At 41.1% G+C, this 17,177-nt stretch carries 14 protein-coding genes; 11 read left to right on the top strand and 3 right to left on the bottom strand.

The features are described 5' to 3' along the window. Positions 1 to 46 precede the first annotated feature (46 nt). Both ACH3Z1_RS06065 and ACH3Z1_RS06060 read right to left on the bottom strand, forming a co-directional pair. Positions 47 to 757 (bottom strand): Crp/Fnr family transcriptional regulator, encoded by a 711-nt coding sequence (locus tag ACH3Z1_RS06065; protein ID WP_490820969.1) that lies wholly within the window; start codon positions 755 to 757, stop codon positions 47 to 49. A 66-nt stretch (positions 758 to 823) separates the two neighbouring features. Continuing rightward, entirely contained in the window at positions 824 to 1,612 is a 789-nt protein-coding gene (locus tag ACH3Z1_RS06060; protein ID WP_490820968.1) for a glycoside hydrolase family 25 protein, read from the bottom strand. 93 nt (positions 1,613 to 1,705) lie between these two features. Here ACH3Z1_RS06060 and ACH3Z1_RS06055 point away from each other — a divergent pair, with 93 nt between their 5' ends. The 3 genes from ACH3Z1_RS06055 to ACH3Z1_RS06045 all read left to right on the top strand — a co-directional run bounded on the left by ACH3Z1_RS06055 (position 1,706) and on the right by ACH3Z1_RS06045 (position 4,887). Further along, on the top strand, positions 1,706 to 2,737 hold the full coding sequence (locus ACH3Z1_RS06055; protein ID WP_490820967.1) for a radical SAM/SPASM domain-containing protein: 1,032 nt from the start codon (positions 1,706 to 1,708) through the stop codon (positions 2,735 to 2,737). A 141-nt stretch (positions 2,738 to 2,878) separates the two neighbouring features. After that, entirely contained in the window at positions 2,879 to 3,334 is a 456-nt protein-coding gene (locus ACH3Z1_RS06050) for a MarR family winged helix-turn-helix transcriptional regulator (RefSeq protein ID WP_490820966.1), read from the top strand. Positions 3,335 to 3,411: 77 nt separating this feature from the next. Continuing rightward, positions 3,412 to 4,887 (top strand): glycoside hydrolase family 10-like protein, encoded by a 1,476-nt coding sequence (locus ACH3Z1_RS06045; RefSeq protein WP_490820965.1) that lies wholly within the window; start codon positions 3,412 to 3,414, stop codon positions 4,885 to 4,887. On the opposite strand, the gene ACH3Z1_RS06040 is transcribed toward ACH3Z1_RS06045, so the two are convergent. Further along, the gene (locus tag ACH3Z1_RS06040) at positions 4,888 to 5,388 is read right to left on the bottom strand and encodes an SRPBCC family protein (protein ID WP_490820964.1); all 501 of its coding nucleotides are present in this window, start codon (positions 5,386 to 5,388) and stop codon (positions 4,888 to 4,890) included. It abuts the gene before it with no gap. 36 nt (positions 5,389 to 5,424) lie between these two features. Between ACH3Z1_RS06040 and ACH3Z1_RS06035 the strand changes: the two genes are divergently transcribed. The 8 genes from ACH3Z1_RS06035 to metH all read left to right on the top strand — a co-directional run bounded on the left by ACH3Z1_RS06035 (position 5,425) and on the right by metH (position 17,073). Next, positions 5,425 to 8,610 (top strand): ATP-dependent helicase, encoded by a 3,186-nt coding sequence (locus ACH3Z1_RS06035; protein ID WP_490820963.1) that lies wholly within the window; start codon positions 5,425 to 5,427, stop codon positions 8,608 to 8,610. A 60-nt stretch (positions 8,611 to 8,670) separates the two neighbouring features. Then, a complete protein-coding gene (locus ACH3Z1_RS06030) occupies positions 8,671 to 10,089 on the top strand; it encodes an Ig-like domain-containing domain (protein WP_490820962.1) in 1,419 nt (472 codons plus the stop codon). Positions 10,090 to 10,220: 131 nt separating this feature from the next. Then, entirely contained in the window at positions 10,221 to 10,835 is a 615-nt protein-coding gene (gene recR / locus ACH3Z1_RS06025) for a recombination mediator RecR (RefSeq protein ID WP_490820961.1), read from the top strand. A gap of 167 nt (positions 10,836 to 11,002) precedes the next feature. Next, positions 11,003 to 11,608, top strand: coding sequence for an OB-fold protein (locus tag ACH3Z1_RS06020; protein ID WP_490820960.1), 606 nt, complete (start codon positions 11,003 to 11,005; stop codon positions 11,606 to 11,608). Positions 11,609 to 11,623: 15 nt separating this feature from the next. Further along, positions 11,624 to 12,154: a YceI family protein gene (locus ACH3Z1_RS06015; protein ID WP_490820959.1), complete on the top strand. Its 531-nt coding sequence runs from the start codon at positions 11,624 to 11,626 to the stop codon at positions 12,152 to 12,154. A 26-nt stretch (positions 12,155 to 12,180) separates the two neighbouring features. Continuing rightward, on the top strand, positions 12,181 to 13,089 hold the full coding sequence (locus tag ACH3Z1_RS06010; protein WP_490820958.1) for a DUF5777 family beta-barrel protein: 909 nt from the start codon (positions 12,181 to 12,183) through the stop codon (positions 13,087 to 13,089). A gap of 234 nt (positions 13,090 to 13,323) precedes the next feature. Next, a complete protein-coding gene (locus ACH3Z1_RS06005) occupies positions 13,324 to 14,340 on the top strand; it encodes a homocysteine S-methyltransferase family protein (protein ID WP_490820957.1) in 1,017 nt (338 codons plus the stop codon). Between the two features lie 15 nt (positions 14,341 to 14,355). After that, the gene (metH, locus tag ACH3Z1_RS06000; protein WP_490820956.1) at positions 14,356 to 17,073 is read left to right on the top strand and encodes a methionine synthase; all 2,718 of its coding nucleotides are present in this window, start codon (positions 14,356 to 14,358) and stop codon (positions 17,071 to 17,073) included. Positions 17,074 to 17,177: the final 104 nt, after the last annotated feature.

The following is a 17,177-nucleotide window of genomic DNA, read 5'->3' as shown; positions in this document are numbered from 1 at the left end:
GCTCAACTATGATGATACTCAACCGCAAACATGATTTTTATCATGTTTAATCCTGGAGATTGGCAGTTCGCAGCAGTAATTTATGCTGGAGGATTTTTATTTTTTTGCCGTCGAGTTCCACCATACCATCTTTTTTGAAATCAGACAGCAAACGGATGGTAGATTCTGTAGCAGTACCCACTAGATTGGCAATTTCTTCTCTAGACAAACGAACATTCAACGTAATACCATCTTCTTCAAAACCATAGGTTTCTTTGATAAAAAGTAATGTTTCTGCAAGACGTTCCCTGATAGGTTTTTGTGCCAGATGGGTAAGCTTTACTTCTGCCTTATGCAACTCATCACTCAGCAATTTCATCATCTCAAAGGCAAGACCTGTATCATTCTTCAAAACGGTTACAAATATGTCTTTGGGAATAAAGCAAACTTTTGTGTCTTCCAACGCTACAGCAGAAGCTCCATATCTGTCGCCACTTAACAGTGCCCTGTAACCTAGTACATCACCGGCTTTCAGCAGTCGAATGATCTGCTCTTTCCCATCATCTCCCTGGTGCGATAGTTTTACTTTTCCTTCATTGATACAGTAAACGCCGAAAGGATAAGCACCTTCATTAAAAAGAAGTTGCCCCTTTTTAAATGTGTTACATATTTTTTGTTCATTGATGGCATTGACATACTCTTCCCTTGCTTTACAAAAAACAGAGTTGAATCGCTGCGCACAGGACTGACAGGTAGAGTAGTCGTGTTGAGATTGCATCTAAAGGTTTGAGGTACAAAATTAAGTTATTTGACCACTGATAATCATTAAAAGATACTAAACTGGTTAAGGAAGCAACATTTGTTTAAATTTCAGTGAATCCCCATTGAACACATTACAATCTACTTTTGATCTGATACCATTGATACTTCCTTGTTCGCTATGTTGCCAGAATTGCCATGAACGATTGATTCTGGGTTTATCCGGTTGAAAATAATGTGCTACCCAGAGAGGATACTGTTTAAATTCATCGCCAAGATGACGTTCATAAAAATCGGCATAGGTATAAATAATAGGTTTTACCCGGTAATATGATTCAACTTCTCTTAACCATTCTTTTAATCGCTCCCGCATCAAAGCCGGCTTCACTCCATATAACTTTTCGATATCTACCACCGGTGGCAGGTCCCCCTTTTTGAGCGTTACCTGTTGAATAAATTGCAATGCCTGTTTTTTCCCGCTTTTTGTTGCCAGAAAAAAATGATAAGCGCCTCTTACCATGCCCGCTTCTTTTGCATCGTTCCAGTTTTTTCGAAAGCGTTTATCAGTGTCATTTAATCCCTCCGTAGCTTTCATAAACACAAAGCCCATCCTTGTTTTTTCTTCTTTCATGCCATACACAGATGGCCAGTGAACAGGTCCCTGGTGTACACTTACATCAATGCCATGAATGGTATAACCAAGAGGAAGCTGTATGCCAAATGCCTCATACTTTACAGACGAGATCGTATCTTCCTGCTGTTCTTGCCACTTGTTCAGTAAAGTGAAATAAAGAATCAGCGCAAAGCCACCCACCAGCAATATCAACCATAATTTCTGCTCCCTGCTTAACCGTTTAGATCTCTTTCTTGACATATCTCTACAAAAATCGGGGAAAACAGTATTGTAACTTCCAATACAACATAGTTTTAGCAGCTTTTCCATCCTGCTTTTTACTAATTTTACACAATGGGTTATTTTAACTGGAACGACAGTGTCAATTTTCTGGGTAAACTCACGGCAAGAAGGGTATGGAATGCTTTAAAAGTATATGGGAGCTATCAGATCAGCCGCTTGCGTAAAAAGCCTGTTCAATGGGGGTTTCCAATCTCCATTTCCTTTGAACCCACCACATCTTGCAATTTACGTTGCCCTGAATGTCCGAGTGGACTTCGAGCTTTCACAAGACCTACAGGCATGTTGCAAAAAGATTTCTTCAGGGAAACCATTGATGATATTCATAAAGACCTGTTATACCTCATTTTTTATTTTCAGGGCGAACCCTACCTGAATCCCGATTTTCTGGAGATGGTGAAATATGCACACGACAAGGGTATTTATACTGCCACCTCCACCAACGCACACTACCTAACAGATGAAAAAGCAAAAAAAACAGTAGAAAGCGGGTTAGACAGGTTGATTATTTCCATTGATGGAACCACACAGGATGTTTACCAGCAATACCGTGTGGGTGGCAAGCTCGACAAAGTACTGGAAGGTGCCCGCAATATTGTAAAATGGAAAAAAGAACTAAAGAGCAAAACACCATTTATCTTTTTTCAGTTTTTAGTGGTAAAACCCAATGAACACCAGATTGAAGAGGTAAAAAAACTGGGTGCTGAAATTGGCGTTGACCAGGTTCGTTTTAAAACGGCACAAGTGTACGATTATGAAAATGACCCGCATAACCTGATTCCCGAAAGCAATAAATACAGCCGGTATAAAAAAGACCGCAATGGAAAGATGCAGGTGAAGAGTGGTTTAACCAATCGATGCTGGAAACTGTGGCATGCCAATGTAATCACTTGGGATGGACTGGTTGTACCCTGCTGTTTCGACAAAGATGCCATGCACCAGCTCGGCAACCTGAAGAACCAAAGTTTCAGGCAGATATGGACTAATGAGAATTACCGGCAATTCAGAAAAGAACTCATGACCAGTCGAAAAAATATTGATATCTGCGCAAATTGCAGTGAGGGATTGAGTGTGTGGCAGGATTAACAGCTATGAGGTGTGAATGGTGAATGGTCAATGATGAATGATATTTTTCAATATTGACCATTCACCATTGATCATTCGCCCCCCCACAATTCACCCAATAGTTTTCATTTCCCTTCTCACATTTTTCCTACATTTACAACTATGGGTATTGAAAAAGATATACAACAACAGCGTTTCAGGAATGAATACCAGAAGGCTTCTGTGAATATCATTTATTCTGCCAACTGGTTGAATGAAAAAATCAAAACCATGCTTGATCCGGATGATATTACACCCCAGCAGTATAATATTCTCCGTATCCTCAGAGGTTGCCAGCAACCGATGAGTACCTTACAGATCCGCTCACGCATGCTTGATAAAATGAGCGATACCAGTCGGATTGTTGAACGATTATTAAAAAAGGGATTGGTAGAAAAAAAAGTGTGTTCAGCCGATAAGCGCCTGGTAGACGTGAGCATTTCCAAAAAAGGATTAGCCCTACTCGAAAAACTTGATAAGAAAAGTGCAGAAATAGACCAGCTAATACAGGGACTTTCTGAAACTGAAGCCGCCACCTTAAACAAGTTGCTCGATAAAATGCGTGAAGAGACTACCTAATTGTTAATTTCTGTAGCGGTTTTCCCAATTCTTCCACATCAATGCCTTTACCATACCTGCTGGTTTATCTTTGAGGTATGAAAGTATTGCTCCCATTTTGTCTTGTACTGGTTCTGTCTGTTATTACTTCTTCTGCCCAGCATTCACCCAATTATGAGTTCCGTGCCGCCTGGGTAGCAACAGTAGAAAATATTGACTGGCCCAGCAAAAGAACGCTTTCGGTAGCAGAGCAGCAGGCCGAATTTATTCGCATGGCTGAGATGCATCGTCGCAATGGCATGAATGCACTGATTGTCCAGATACGCCCGTCAGCAGATGCTTTCTACCCTTCTACACTTGAACCCTGGAGCGAATACCTCACAGGTAAACAGGGACTTCCCCCTACACCCTATTACGATCCGCTCGAGTTTATGATCAGCGAAACGCATAAACGTGGTATGGAATTTCATGCATGGCTTAATCCTTATCGTGCCGTATTCAATATTCTTCGTTCATCCGTGGCCCCCAATCATATTACCAAACAACACCCGGAATGGTTTGTCACTTATGGCGACAAAAAGTATTTCAATCCCGGATTAACAGACGTGCGTAAACATGTGGCCGATGTGGTAAAAGATATTGTAATGAGGTACAGGATAGATGCCATTCATATGGACGACTATTTTTATCCTTACAAAATCCCCGGTCGCGATTTTCCCGACCAGGCAACTTTTTTACAGCTTGGAAAAGGAATGGCAAAAGATGAATGGAGAAGAAGCAACTGCGACAGTATCATCGTATTGCTCCAGCAAACCATCAGAAAAGCAAACCCAAAAGTAAAATTTGGTATCAGTCCTTTTGGCGTATGGCGTAATAAGAGCCAGGACCCTATGGGCAGTGAAACCCGCTCAGGACCTACAAACTACGATGAATTGTATGCCGACGTATTACTTTGGTTACAGAAAGGATGGATAGATTATATAGCACCGCAACTCTACTGGGAAAGAGGACATCCGCTGGCCAGCTACGATATTTTATTACGCTGGTGGAATGACCATAGTTATGGAAGACATTTATACATTGGACATGGCATTTACAGGGCCGGATCGAATACTGCCTGGAAGAACAGGAACGAAATACCTGAACAGATAAAGGCATTGAGAAGCTATGAGAATACACAAGGCAGTATTTATTACAACAGCAGTGTATTCAACAAAAATCCCAATGGTTGGAACGACAGTTTACAACAGAATTATTATCGTTATCCCGCATTGGTACCACCTATGTTCTGGCTCGACAACAGCATTCCTCCGCAGCCGTTGGTAGAAAAAACCAATGAACATACTTTCAGATTGGTGTATAAAGGTGAGGAAAGGATTAAGGGTTTTGCTGTGTTCATGAATGAAGGAAAAGCTGATCCGGATTTTGGCAACAGCCAGTTGATTGAATTTATTGTAGGCGATAAAACTGCTATGGTTGATCTCAATAAACATCCGGAAGCCAAAGGGAAAAAAATACTCGTAGCCTCAGTAGATGCAGACAATAACGTGAGCCCGCTGAGACTGTTATACTGATTAACCGAATTTGATTTTTTTATCCTGCTCAAACGGCCATTTGCCAAAACGTTGTTCAACAGCAGTAAAACGGAATGCAAAAATCTGTTCAAGCTGTCGGCGAACCATCAGTGTATTTGCTATATCCCCTAATATCCAGAGCGGTAATTTATAATGCACAATATCTGTCATTTCAACCCCTCCTTCAATGGCTTTGAAATGATGCTGGTGGTGCCAGAGGCTGTATGGGCCAAAACGCTGTTCATCCACAAAAAACTGCTGATCGGATACATGTGTAATCTCCGTCATCCAGTACAACGGGATACCCAGCAACGGGCTTACTTTATATTCAATTATCTGTCCCTGGTACATACGACTGCCATGGTGTTTACTGATGATATTAAAACCAAGGTTGGTTGGTGTAATTTCTTTCAGGTTTTCGGGGCTGCTGAAAAAGTCCCATGCATCGGCCAATGAAATGGGTATTCGCTGAACAGTTTGTAAAGAATAGACTTTCGACATGGTGCAGTTTTAGCTAATAACAGCATATCAACTAAAATGTTCGACATCCTGCTGTTCTGCTGTTTCCTCTATCTTTATTCCATGATTACCCGTGAACAACAACTGGCGCAATTCAAAAAGATATATGAAGGGCTCAACGAACAGCAACAAAAAGCAGTTGATACACTCGAAGGTCCTGTTATGGTTATTGCCGGTCCGGGTACCGGCAAAACCCAAATTTTGGGAGCGAGGATTGGTAAACTGAGACTGGAGACAGATACACAGCCCGAAAATATTCTTTGTCTTACCTATACCGATGCCGGTGTTGTGGCCATGCGCAAAAGGTTATTGGGTTTTATTGGTCCAGATGCCTACAAAGTAAATATCTGCACTTTCCATGCATTTTGTAATGATGTGATACAGGATAATCTTTCCCTGTTTGAAAAAACATCCATGGATCCCATTTCGGATCTTGAAAGAATAGCGCTGATGAAAGAGCTGATCGATGGTTTCCCCAAAAACCATCCCCTTAAAAGATACAGAGGTGATGTGTATTATGAAATCAATAACCTGCAGCAGTTGTTCAGCACCATGAAAAGAGAAGGATGGACCGCTGAACACATCAGATCACGAATTGATATTTACCTGACAGAATTACCTACCCGCCCAGATTTTATTTACCAACGAACAAGTGGCCCCAATAAAAAAGGAGACCCTAAACAAAACAAGATTGCAGAAGAAACAGAGAAAATGGAAAAACTGCGTGCTGCAGTAGATGAATTTTCCCGTTTTCAGCAGATGATGCGTCAAAGAAATCGCTACGATTTTGATGATATGATTAATTGGGTACTCGACGCATTCAACAATAATAAAAACCTGTTGGCCCGTTACCAGGAACAGTATCAGTATATTTTAGTAGATGAGTTCCAGGATACCAGTGGTACACAAAATGAATTGATTAAACTACTCATCAATTACTGGGAAACACCCAATGTATTCGTCGTAGGTGATGATGACCAGAGTATCTATCGCTTCCAGGGTGCCAATGTGGAGAATATGGAAGCATTTGCCCAACAGTTCAGCCAGTCACTATATACTGTTATTCTAACCAATAATTACCGTTCAACTCAACCCATACTTAATGTTGCTAAAACGTTGATTGAAAGAAACAATGAGCGGTTGGTAAAAAAACTGGATGGCTTAAATAAAGAATTGATTGCCGCAAATCCTCAACTCAATCAGTTAAAAGATTTGCCACAGGTTATTGAATATGAAAATCCCCGACAGGAAATGATTCATATAACCTTGCAGGTAGAATCTTTGATTAAACAGGGTGTACAACCCGGGCATATCAGTATTATTTACCGGGAGAATAAATACGGAGAGGAACTGGCACGTTATTTTCAGCAGAAAAAAATTCCTGTTTATAGCAAGCGTAACGTGAATATTCTCCAGGAGCCACTGGGTAAACAGCTTGTAGAAGTATTGAGGTACCTGGCTGCCGAACATGATATTCCCTTTGGTGGCGATGAAATGTTGTTTGAAATATTGCATTACAACTGGTTTTCCATCCCTCCTATTGAAATCGCCAAACTGACCGCTGAAGTAGCCGACAGAAGATTTGGTGATAAAAAAACTTCACTCCGTCAACTCATCGCTGAAAAACTACAGGGACCATTACCGGATTTATTTAGCCAGGAAATTCCGGGGCTTAAAAAAGCGCAATCTGCAATAGAGCAACTCATAAAAGATGTGCCCAATGTTACTCTTCAGCAATTATTCGAAAACATGATTCGTGAAGCAGGTGTTTTAACATACATCATGCAGAATCCGGATAAACACTGGCTTCTACAATTGCTGACCGGTTTGTTCGATTTCATCAAAGAAGAAACACACCGCAATCCATTACTCAGTCTGCAGCAGCTCATCAATATTTTTGATCTGATGGAAAAAGAAGGTCTGGCGCTGCCACTGGTAAGAGTGGGCGGTACCGATCAGGCCGTAAATCTTTTGACCGCACATGGTTCAAAAGGACTGGAATACGAATATGTATTTGTCGCCGGTTGTAATTCAGTCAACTGGGAAAAGAAAAGAAAACCCGGTGGTGGTTACAGTATGCCCGACACCATTTTTTCTTCCCAGCCTGCTCACAATGAAGAAGAGGAGTTACGAAGATTGTTTTATGTAGCCATCACAAGGGCTGCCAGACAGTTATCTGTTTCTTATGCCAGTAAAAATAAAGATGGGAAAGAAATTGAGCCGTCCATGTTTGTCGCAGAAATAAGAGAAGAACACCAGCTACCTTATTCAGCCATCAGTCTTGATGAAAACACCATTGCCGAATTCAGTATTCTTTCACTTGAAAAAGAACAAAGGCCCGAGATTGAAAGAATTGAAGCTGATTTCATTACACAGATACTCGACAAATTTGTGATGAATGTTACAGCATTAAACAATTACCTGAAGTGTCCATTACAGTTTTATTTCAATAATCTTGTTCGTGTTCCATCGGGTAAATCGGAAGCCACTGAGTTTGGTTCTGCAGTTCACCATGCGTTACAATCACTATTCCAGAAAATGCAGCAGCGTGAACAGGTTTTCCCGGATACACAGGAATTTATGGCTGATTTTAAATGGTATATGAACCGTCATCGTGAAAACTTTACCAAAGAACAGTTTGCACGCAGGGTGGAACAGGGTGAGCAAGTACTAGTGGAATACTATCATCGCTATATCAATGAATGGAACAAAATTGTGGCCATCGAAACCAATATCCGCAATGTAATCATCAAAGGCATTCCATTAAAAGGCAAACTGGATAAACTGGAGTTTGATGGCAGACAGGTGAACGTAGTAGACTATAAAACCGGTGATGCAGAGAAGGGGATCAAAAAATTAAACCCGCCCAATGACAAGGAACCCAATGGTGGCGATTACTGGAGACAGGCCGTTTTCTATAAAATACTGGTTGATCACTACCCGTCAAAAAGCTGGCAGGCTGTAAGTGCTGAATTCGATTTTATTGAACCGGATAAAAAGAAAGGATACTTAAAAGAAAAAAGGGTAATTACTGAAAGTGATATCACTACAGTTACCCATCAGATAGAAACCGTTTGGAGCAAGATACAGGCCAGGGAATTTTATACCGGTTGCGGCAAAGAAGACTGTCGTTGGTGCCGGTTTGTAAAAACCAATGAAATGGCAGTTGCATTACACGAACCTGATGAAGAAGAACATGATTAACAGGATTTTTAAGAAGAACAGCTATTCACTCCGCGGAAAGCCTGTAAGTTTGCAGCATTCATGAAAGCAAAGCAGCAGTTTATAGTATACATTCAGTTACTGGTGATACTTGTATCGGTGATCACACTGGCAAGCTCCTGTGCCAATATTGTTCCACCCAGTGGTGGTGACAGAGACAGTTTACCTCCCCGACTGGTAATGGCTTTACCAAAGGATTCTGCTGTAAATGTAAAAACGAAAAACATCACCCTTACTTTCGATGAGTTTGTAACATTAGACAATGCCATCGAAAATATTATCTATTCGCCCGTACTCAAAACAATGCCATCGGCCGATTATAAATTACGTAATGTTACCATACGCTTCCGCGATTCACTGGAACCCAATACCACATATTCCATCGATTTTGGTAATTCTATACAAGATGTAAACGAAAATAATATTGCACGGAATTTCCGTTATGTCTTCTCCACCGGACCAAGCATAGACGATAATAGTTACTCAGGAAAAGTAATGGTTGCCGAAACGGGCAAAGTGGACAGTACACTATGGGTGGTGCTTCACCGCGACTTATCTGATTCGTCGATTCAAAAACTTCAACCACGATTTTATACGAGGCTGAATGGCAAAGGAGAATTTAGTTTTAAGAATCTTCCTGCCGGTGCTTTTGCTGCGTATGTGGTGAATAAGGGTAGTTACAATAAAATATTCGATAGCACCGAATTGTTTGCATTCAGGAATGGACCTTTAGCTATCAACGGAAATGCAACAGGCGATACATTGTATGCCTTCATACAATCTCCCAAGCCTGTAAAAACAAGCAATGATGCTGGTGCAGCACTACCACCATCCATGCGCGACGACAGGCGTTTACGCTATTTGCCTGTTCTGGATAATGGTCAGCAGGACCTCTTGAGTAACCTGCCTTTATTCTTTAACCGTAAATTATTTGCTGTTGATACCACGAAAATACAGTTACTCGATACTAACTACAGGGCCATCAATGGTTACACTGTTCAGCTTGATACAAGCCGCAAAAAAATAATCATTGATTACCCCTGGAAAGAAAATACTGTTTACAAACTGATTCTGCAGAAAGAAGCATTGGCAGACAGCAATGCGGTTACCTTACCAAAGACAGATACATTAACCATTACTTCCCGTAAAGAAACAGAATACGGAACCATTCGTTTTCGATTTACCAACCTTGATACTTCCAGACATCCCATTATTCAACTGGTAAAGAATGATGAAATTACTGGCTCCTTTCCCATCAGCATCAATGATTTTACCATCAAAAGATTCAAGCCCGGCGCTTATGATGTGAGAATATTGTACGACAGCAATAAAAACGGTAAATGGGATACCGGTCATTTCTCTTCGGGTAAAAAACAACAACCCGAACGCGTAGTCAGCATCTCCCGAACACTCAGTATACGTGCCAACTGGGATAATGAGGTTACGATTGCTTTGCAGTAGGAAGATAGCTATTAGCTACTAGCCATTAGCTTCGAGCTACTGTTCAAATTATTTATTCGCAGGTCATCCCTCGCAGCCAGAAGCTAGCGGCTAGTAGCTAAAAACTCCCTCCGTATTGCTACCTTTGCCCCATGCAGCTTCCCTCCTCCTTACTTGAAAATGCAGTGTCGCAGTTTGCCAAATTACCTGGTATTGGCAAGAAAACAGCTTTACGACTGGTTTTGCATTTACTCAAACAGGATGTGAATGAGGTGCAGCATTTTGGTGAAACCATTGCAAGAATGCGGAGGGATATTAAATTCTGTCAACGTTGTCACAATATCAGTGATGGCGATATCTGTTCCATCTGTGCCAACTCGATGCGTAACCAGAAACTCATTTGTGTAGTAGAGAATATCAGAGATGTGATCGCCATTGAAAGTACGCAGCAATTCAATGGCGCCTATCATGTACTCGGAGGCATCATTTCTCCGCTCGATGGTATTGGTCCGGATCAGTTGAGTATTGAATCATTGGTGTTAAGAATAGAAAAAGAAGAAACTGAAGAGCTGGTATTTGCCCTCAATCCCAATATACAGGGCGATACTACCATTTACTATATCCAGAAAAAACTATCCCACCTCTCCTGCCGGGTAACCACTATTGCCAGGGGCATTGCTTTTGGCGGAGAGCTGGAATATGCCGATGAAATGACCCTTGCAAGGAGTATTGCCAACCGTTTGCCCGTTCAGCAGTACGTGAAATAACAGAATTTTAAAGATTAAGCAACCTTTGAAGCACTTATCCGTAATTGTTGGTATGCGGGGAATGTTTAAATTGCAGTTTAAACATTGAATATGACCCTGTCCATTTACTACCTTTATAAAGTGTAAGACAAGGACGAGGTTTTATTCATCCATCTAAAAGAAATACTATGGAATTTGAATTTGCGGGTATTATTGCTGGATTGATTTGCACAGGCATCATTTGGGTAATCATTTTGATCTTGGCATTAATACAGGTGTTCAGGCGAACAGACCTTGAGAGTAATACAAAAGTCCTGTGGCTGATTGCTATTTTGCTCTTTCCATTTTTGGGTTTACTGGTGTATATACTGGCTAATTTTTCCAAAGCGAAAAATCTTTTATGGCTGGGCTTGATTGGTATTATACTTTCGGCTGCTCTCACAATGTATTTTGTGTATGCAAGAGAACACAGAGATGTAAGCAGTGAGAAAGGAATTCAGGTAACTGCGCAGCAGTTATTTGAAGCATTTGCAACAGATGAAGCAAAGGCCAATACTTTATATCTTGATAAAGCCATTGAAATTACCGGGGAAGTAGTAAACGTATCAACAAACCAGGAAGGTAATATTGTCGTAGATTTTAAAACCAATGATCCGTTTTTTGTGATCAATTGCACATTTAAAAGCAATCCTGGCGCTTTAAAAGCCGGAGAGAGCATAACTTTTAAAGGCATTTGTACAGGTTATATACCTGATGCAAATGTGGTAATTAATGAAGGCGTATTAGTAAAATAAGAAAGGATAATAACTATGAAGCAGATTAAGATTTTAGCAGTCCTCGCAACATTTTTATTCGTTGGATACCAGGCAGAGGCGCAAAAAATATTCGGCACACGTAATGGAAGAATCACATTCGAATCTCCAACAGATGGTGATGTAAAAGCCGTAAACAATGAAGTAACCAGCAGGATAGCCGATAATGGCCAGCTTACTTTCAGCTTGTTAATGAAAGGTTTTAAATTCAAACTGGCAGAAATGCAGGAACATTTCAACGACCAGTATGCCGAAAGCACGAAATTTCCACGTGCCGATTTCAAAGGAAATATTGTGAACCTGAAAGAGGTGAATTTTACAAAAGACGGTAGCTATAAAGTGAGTATAAAAGGCGATCTCACCATGCATGGTGTAACAAAAAATGTAACCGTTAATGGCATCGTAGAGATTAAAGCAGGTAAACCGGTTGCTCGTGGTTCATTTACGATTAACCTCAAAGACTATAAGATCGACGCTTCATCTGTAACCGAAAAAGTGGATGTTGAGGTAAGCTGCCAGTACCAGTAATCATTTCATCAATATAAAACACCTGTATGAAGACCCTGTTAAAAAGGTCAGTGGCATTATTTTGCCTGACCTGTACCACTATTTTTTCTACCGCACAGCAAGTAGACCTGTTTAAAATGCAGGACAGCGCCAGTGCCGTAGAAGATAAAAACAAATCCGAACGCACATTAAACACATTCTATTCTACCAGACTGGTGACCACACAAACCGTTGAAATTACCGGTAAGGGAAGCATGGATTTCCGCATCAACCACCGCTTCGCACCATTAAACCAGGGGTTTTACAACCTTTTCGGATTGGATTTTGTATCTGCCCGTATTGGCTTCGATTTTGGTTTATCAGATAACCTGATGATTGGTATCGGCAGAACAGGAACCAACAAAGAAGGCGACGCCTTTTTAAAATACCGTGTATTACGCCAGCAGGCTGGTGAAAAAAATGTACCGGTGACCATTTCATTACTCGGAGCCATGGCTTATCGCGGTGTTCGCTATGCTGATCCAACACTGAATGTAAAAACAAAAGACAGGATGTATTATACGGCGCAGGTAATGATTGCCCGTAAATTTAATGAACATACTTCTTTACAGGTATCTCCCACTTATACCCGCTATAACAGGAAAATCTTTCTAACCGGAGGTTCACAGGATCTCTTCTCTATTGGTTTTCTGGCCAGACAAAAAATCAGCAAACGGGTAAGTATCAATGCTGAGTACTTCGTTCAAACACAACGTTTTGATGGAACTTACAACCCCTTGTCCATCGGTGTTGATATTCAAACCGGAGGACATGTGTTCCAGCTCCATTTTACCAACTCCATTGGCATGAATGAACATACATTTATTCATGAAACCTTTGGTTCATGGGGTAAAGGTGATATCAGGTATGGCTTCAATATTTCCCGCATTTTTACCTTAGGCGGCAAGAAAAAATAAAAGACTATTTTATGATAAAAAACCCCGGCAGCATTGCCGGGGTTTTTTATTGGTTTTTATCTATCTTTGCGTTCTGCACAGGCGGATTTGTTTATTGTTCGGCCTGGCATCCCGGTTATATCGGGACAAAATCGAACTAATAAACGTACAAGAGACATCTCAACTATTCTCACTACGTTTTTAGTCCGGTAACAACCTGTAATTGACAACTTGTATTGTCTAAATGAAAGTAGTATGAGCATTCGCAAAGAACTGGAAAAAAGGATTTTGGTGATCGACGGGGCCATGGGTACCATGATCCAGCGACACAAACTTACCGAAGAGGATTATCGTGGCGCAAGATTTAAGGACTGGCATTGCGATGTAAAGGGTAATAATGATCTTTTATGCATTACACAACCCGATATCATCAAAGGTATTCATAAACAATACCTGGCTGCTGGTGCCGATATTATTGAAACCAATACTTTCAGCAGCACTACTATTGCCATGGCCGATTATGACATGCAGACGCTTGCATATGAACTGAATGTAGCTGCTGCCAAATGTGCCAAAGATGCCGTCACAGAATTCATGGCTGAAAACCCTGGTACCAATCCAAAATATGTAGCGGGAGCCATCGGACCACTCAATAAAACACTCAGTCTTTCACCCGATGTAAATAACCCTGGTTTCAGGGCCGTTACTTTCGATGAAGTGGTAACAGCCTATAAAGAACAGATCAAAGGTTTGGTAGATGGGGGTGTGGATATACTGCTGATTGAAACCATTTTTGATACCCTCAATGCCAAGGGAGCCATTTTTGCTGCCAAACAATTTTTTCGCGAAACAGGTACACCAGAATTACCCATTATGATCAGCGGTACTATTACCGATGCATCGGGCAGAACATTGAGCGGTCAAACACTCGAAGCTTTTTATACTTCTGTCATGCACGCAGATCCTTTAAGCGTAGGACTGAACTGTGCTTTGGGAGCCGCTGAAATGCGTGCGCATATTGAGGAACTGAGTCAGATTGCCTCCTGTTATACTTCTGCTTATCCCAATGCCGGATTACCAAACGCCATGGGTGAATATGATGAAGCACCACATGAGACTGCTCATTTCATTGAAGAATGGGCCCAGCAGGGGTTCGTAAATATTGTAGGTGGCTGTTGCGGAACAACACCCGACCATATTAAACATATTGCCGATCACGTTAAAACAATTACACCAAGATCACTTCCTGTTGTAGAAACTTCATTGGCTTAATTCAAGACTTATTACATGAGCGATACCGTCACTATCAAGCCTTATCTCAGGTTATCCGGACTGGAACCATTGGTTGTTCGACCCGAAACCAATTTTGTAAATGTGGGTGAACGTACCAACGTAACGGGCTCCAAAAAATTTGCCCGCCTTATCCGCGAAAATAAATACGAGGAAGCATTATCCGTAGCTCGTCAACAAGTTGAAAGTGGAGCCCAGGTACTTGATGTAAACATGGACGACGCCCTGCTCGATGGCGTTAAAGCCATGACCACTTTCCTCAACCTGCTACAGAGTGAACCAGATATTGCACGTATTCCGATCATGATCGATAGTTCAAAATTCGAGATCATTGAAGCTGGATTAAAATGTGTACAGGGTAAATGCATTGTAAACTCTATCTCTATGAAAGAAGGAGAAGAGAAATTTATCGAACAGGCATTTATCTGTAAGGCTTTTGGTGCTGCCGTTATCGTAATGGCTTTTGATGAAGTAGGACAGGCGGATACCAAAGAAAGAAAAATTGAAATCTGCCATCGTGCTTATAAAATTCTCACAGAAAAAGTAGGATTCCCACCACAGGATATCATTTTTGATCCCAACATCTTTGCTGTAGCCACTGGTATTGAAGAGCATAATAATTATGCAGTAGATTTTATTGAAGCAACAAGGGAAATCAAAAGATTAATGCCGCTTACCAAAGTAAGTGGTGGCGTGTCGAATGTATCTTTCTCTTTCCGTGGTAATGATCATGTAAGAGAAGCCATTCACTCTGTATTTTTATTACATGCTATTAAAGCGGGTATGGACATGGGCATTGTAAATGCCGGTCAGCTCGTCGTGTATGATGAAATAGAACCCACCTTGCGTGACCTTTGTGAAGATGTGTTGCTGAATAAAAATAATGACAACAACGAAGCAACAGAGAAGCTGATTGCTTTTGCAGAAACCGTTAAGGCCAAAGGTAAAGTAGAAGTAAAAGATGAAGCATGGCGCAATGAGCCTGTTGAAAAAAGGCTTTCACATTCACTCATCAATGGTATTACTGATTATATTGAAGCCGATACAGAAGAAGCCCGCTTAAAATACCCCAAGCCACTCGATGTAATTGAGGGCCCATTAATGGATGGAATGAATATTGTTGGTGACCTGTTCGGTGCTGGTAAAATGTTTCTTCCCCAGGTGGTAAAGAGTGCGCGTGTTATGAAGAAAAGTGTTGCTGTGCTCACACCATATATTGAAGCCGAAAAAGAACAAAAAAGACTGGCACATCTCGCAGCCGGTACAGCTAATACAGAAACAGCAGGTGCTGCAAAAATTTTACTGGCTACCGTAAAAGGTGATGTGCACGATATTGGAAAGAACATTGTAGGTGTAGTATTGGGTTGTAATGGTTATGACATAGTGGATTTAGGTGTAATGGTACCTGCCGACAAAATTTTAGATGCTGCACAAAAAGAAAATGCAGCTATCATTGGTCTGAGCGGACTCATCACGCCCTCTCTTGATGAAATGGTTCATATTGCCAAAGAAATGAAGCGTAGGAATATGACGCAGCCATTGCTAATTGGCGGCGCTACTACATCACGTATGCATACAGCCGTTAAAATTGCTCCTGAATATCAAAATGGCGTGGTACATGTGCTCGATGCTTCCAGGAGTGTTACTGTTGCCGGCTCTTTATTAAGCAAAGAACAAAAACAACCTTTCCTGCAATCAACCCTGGAAGAATATATAAAACTCAAAGAAGGGTTTGACAACAAGAAAAGTATCAAACAATACCTTTCTTACCAGGAGGCTTTACAACACAAAGCGAATATTGATTGGGCAAATTTCAATGCCACCACTCCACAGTTCACCGGCACCAAAGTATTTGCTGATGTTGACCTGAATGAACTCAGACCATTTATTGACTGGAAACCATTTTTCATTGCATGGGAAATGCATGGCAATTTCCCTGAAATATTGAGTGATACAATAGTTGGCAAAGAAGCTACCAAGCTTTACCACGATGCCAACGCGTTGCTTGATAAAATCATAACCGAAAAATGGCTCACAGCCAAAGGAACTATCGGCTTCTGGGAAGCTGCCAGCCATGATGATGATGTAACAGTGAAACATGAAGGTGTTACCACTACTTTATCATTCCTGCGTCAACAGATCAAAAAAGCACCGGGACAACCTAATTTGTCATTAGCCGATTTTATTGCACCCGAAACAAGTGGTAAAAAAGATTATATAGGTTCTTTTGCTGTAACCATACATGGTATCGATACCCATATCAAGAACTTTGAAGCGAATCATGATGATTATAACAAAATCATGTTACAGGCTTTAGCCGACAGACTCGCAGAAGCTTTTGCCGAATACCTGCACTTGAAAACAAGAAAAGAATACTGGGGATATGATCAAAGCGAAAACCTTAGCAATGAAGAGTTGATCAAAGAAAAATATATGGGCATTCGTCCAGCGCCCGGTTATCCGGCATGCCCCGATCATACAGAAAAATATAAACTCTTTGCACTCTTACAGGCCACAGAAACCATTGGTATTGAACTTACCGAGAGTCTGGCCATGTACCCTGCCTCTTCTGTCTGCGGCTGGTATTTTTCACATCCACAAAGCCAATACTATGGTGTGGGAAAAATACAGCGAGACCAGTTAGAAGATTATGCCAGCAGAAAAAATATGCCCCTGCCAGAAGCTGAAAGATGGCTGAGTCCGGTGTTGGAGTAAAAAATAAGGAATAAGAAATATGAAATAAGGAATCAGAAAGTAAGGCAGTATTTCACTTTCTGATTCCTTATTTCATATTTCTTATTCCTCTGTTCCTTTCCCTG

The sequence above is a fragment of the Sediminibacterium sp. FW305-C-49 genome, from assembly GCF_058231085.1.
Note: the sequence above shows the minus strand (reverse complement) of the source record. Positions and strands in the feature narration are given on the sequence as shown.

Coding starts and splice junctions, on each gene's coding strand:
- ACH3Z1_RS06065 (WP_490820969.1), bottom strand. CDS start 757: ATGCAATCTCAACACGACTACTCTACCTGTCAGTCCTGTGCGCAGCGA.
- ACH3Z1_RS06060 (WP_490820968.1), bottom strand. CDS start 1,612: ATGTCAAGAAAGAGATCTAAACGGTTAAGCAGGGAGCAGAAATTATGG.
- ACH3Z1_RS06055 (WP_490820967.1), top strand. CDS start 1,706: ATGGGTTATTTTAACTGGAACGACAGTGTCAATTTTCTGGGTAAACTC.
- ACH3Z1_RS06050 (WP_490820966.1), top strand. CDS start 2,879: ATGGGTATTGAAAAAGATATACAACAACAGCGTTTCAGGAATGAATAC.
- ACH3Z1_RS06045 (WP_490820965.1), top strand. CDS start 3,412: ATGAAAGTATTGCTCCCATTTTGTCTTGTACTGGTTCTGTCTGTTATT.
- ACH3Z1_RS06040 (WP_490820964.1), bottom strand. CDS start 5,388: ATGTCGAAAGTCTATTCTTTACAAACTGTTCAGCGAATACCCATTTCA.
- ACH3Z1_RS06035 (WP_490820963.1), top strand. CDS start 5,425: ATGTTCGACATCCTGCTGTTCTGCTGTTTCCTCTATCTTTATTCCATG.
- ACH3Z1_RS06030 (WP_490820962.1), top strand. CDS start 8,671: ATGAAAGCAAAGCAGCAGTTTATAGTATACATTCAGTTACTGGTGATA.
- recR (WP_490820961.1), top strand. CDS start 10,221: ATGCAGCTTCCCTCCTCCTTACTTGAAAATGCAGTGTCGCAGTTTGCC.
- ACH3Z1_RS06020 (WP_490820960.1), top strand. CDS start 11,003: ATGGAATTTGAATTTGCGGGTATTATTGCTGGATTGATTTGCACAGGC.
- ACH3Z1_RS06015 (WP_490820959.1), top strand. CDS start 11,624: ATGAAGCAGATTAAGATTTTAGCAGTCCTCGCAACATTTTTATTCGTT.
- ACH3Z1_RS06010 (WP_490820958.1), top strand. CDS start 12,181: ATGAAGACCCTGTTAAAAAGGTCAGTGGCATTATTTTGCCTGACCTGT.
- ACH3Z1_RS06005 (WP_490820957.1), top strand. CDS start 13,324: ATGAGCATTCGCAAAGAACTGGAAAAAAGGATTTTGGTGATCGACGGG.
- metH (WP_490820956.1), top strand. CDS start 14,356: ATGAGCGATACCGTCACTATCAAGCCTTATCTCAGGTTATCCGGACTG.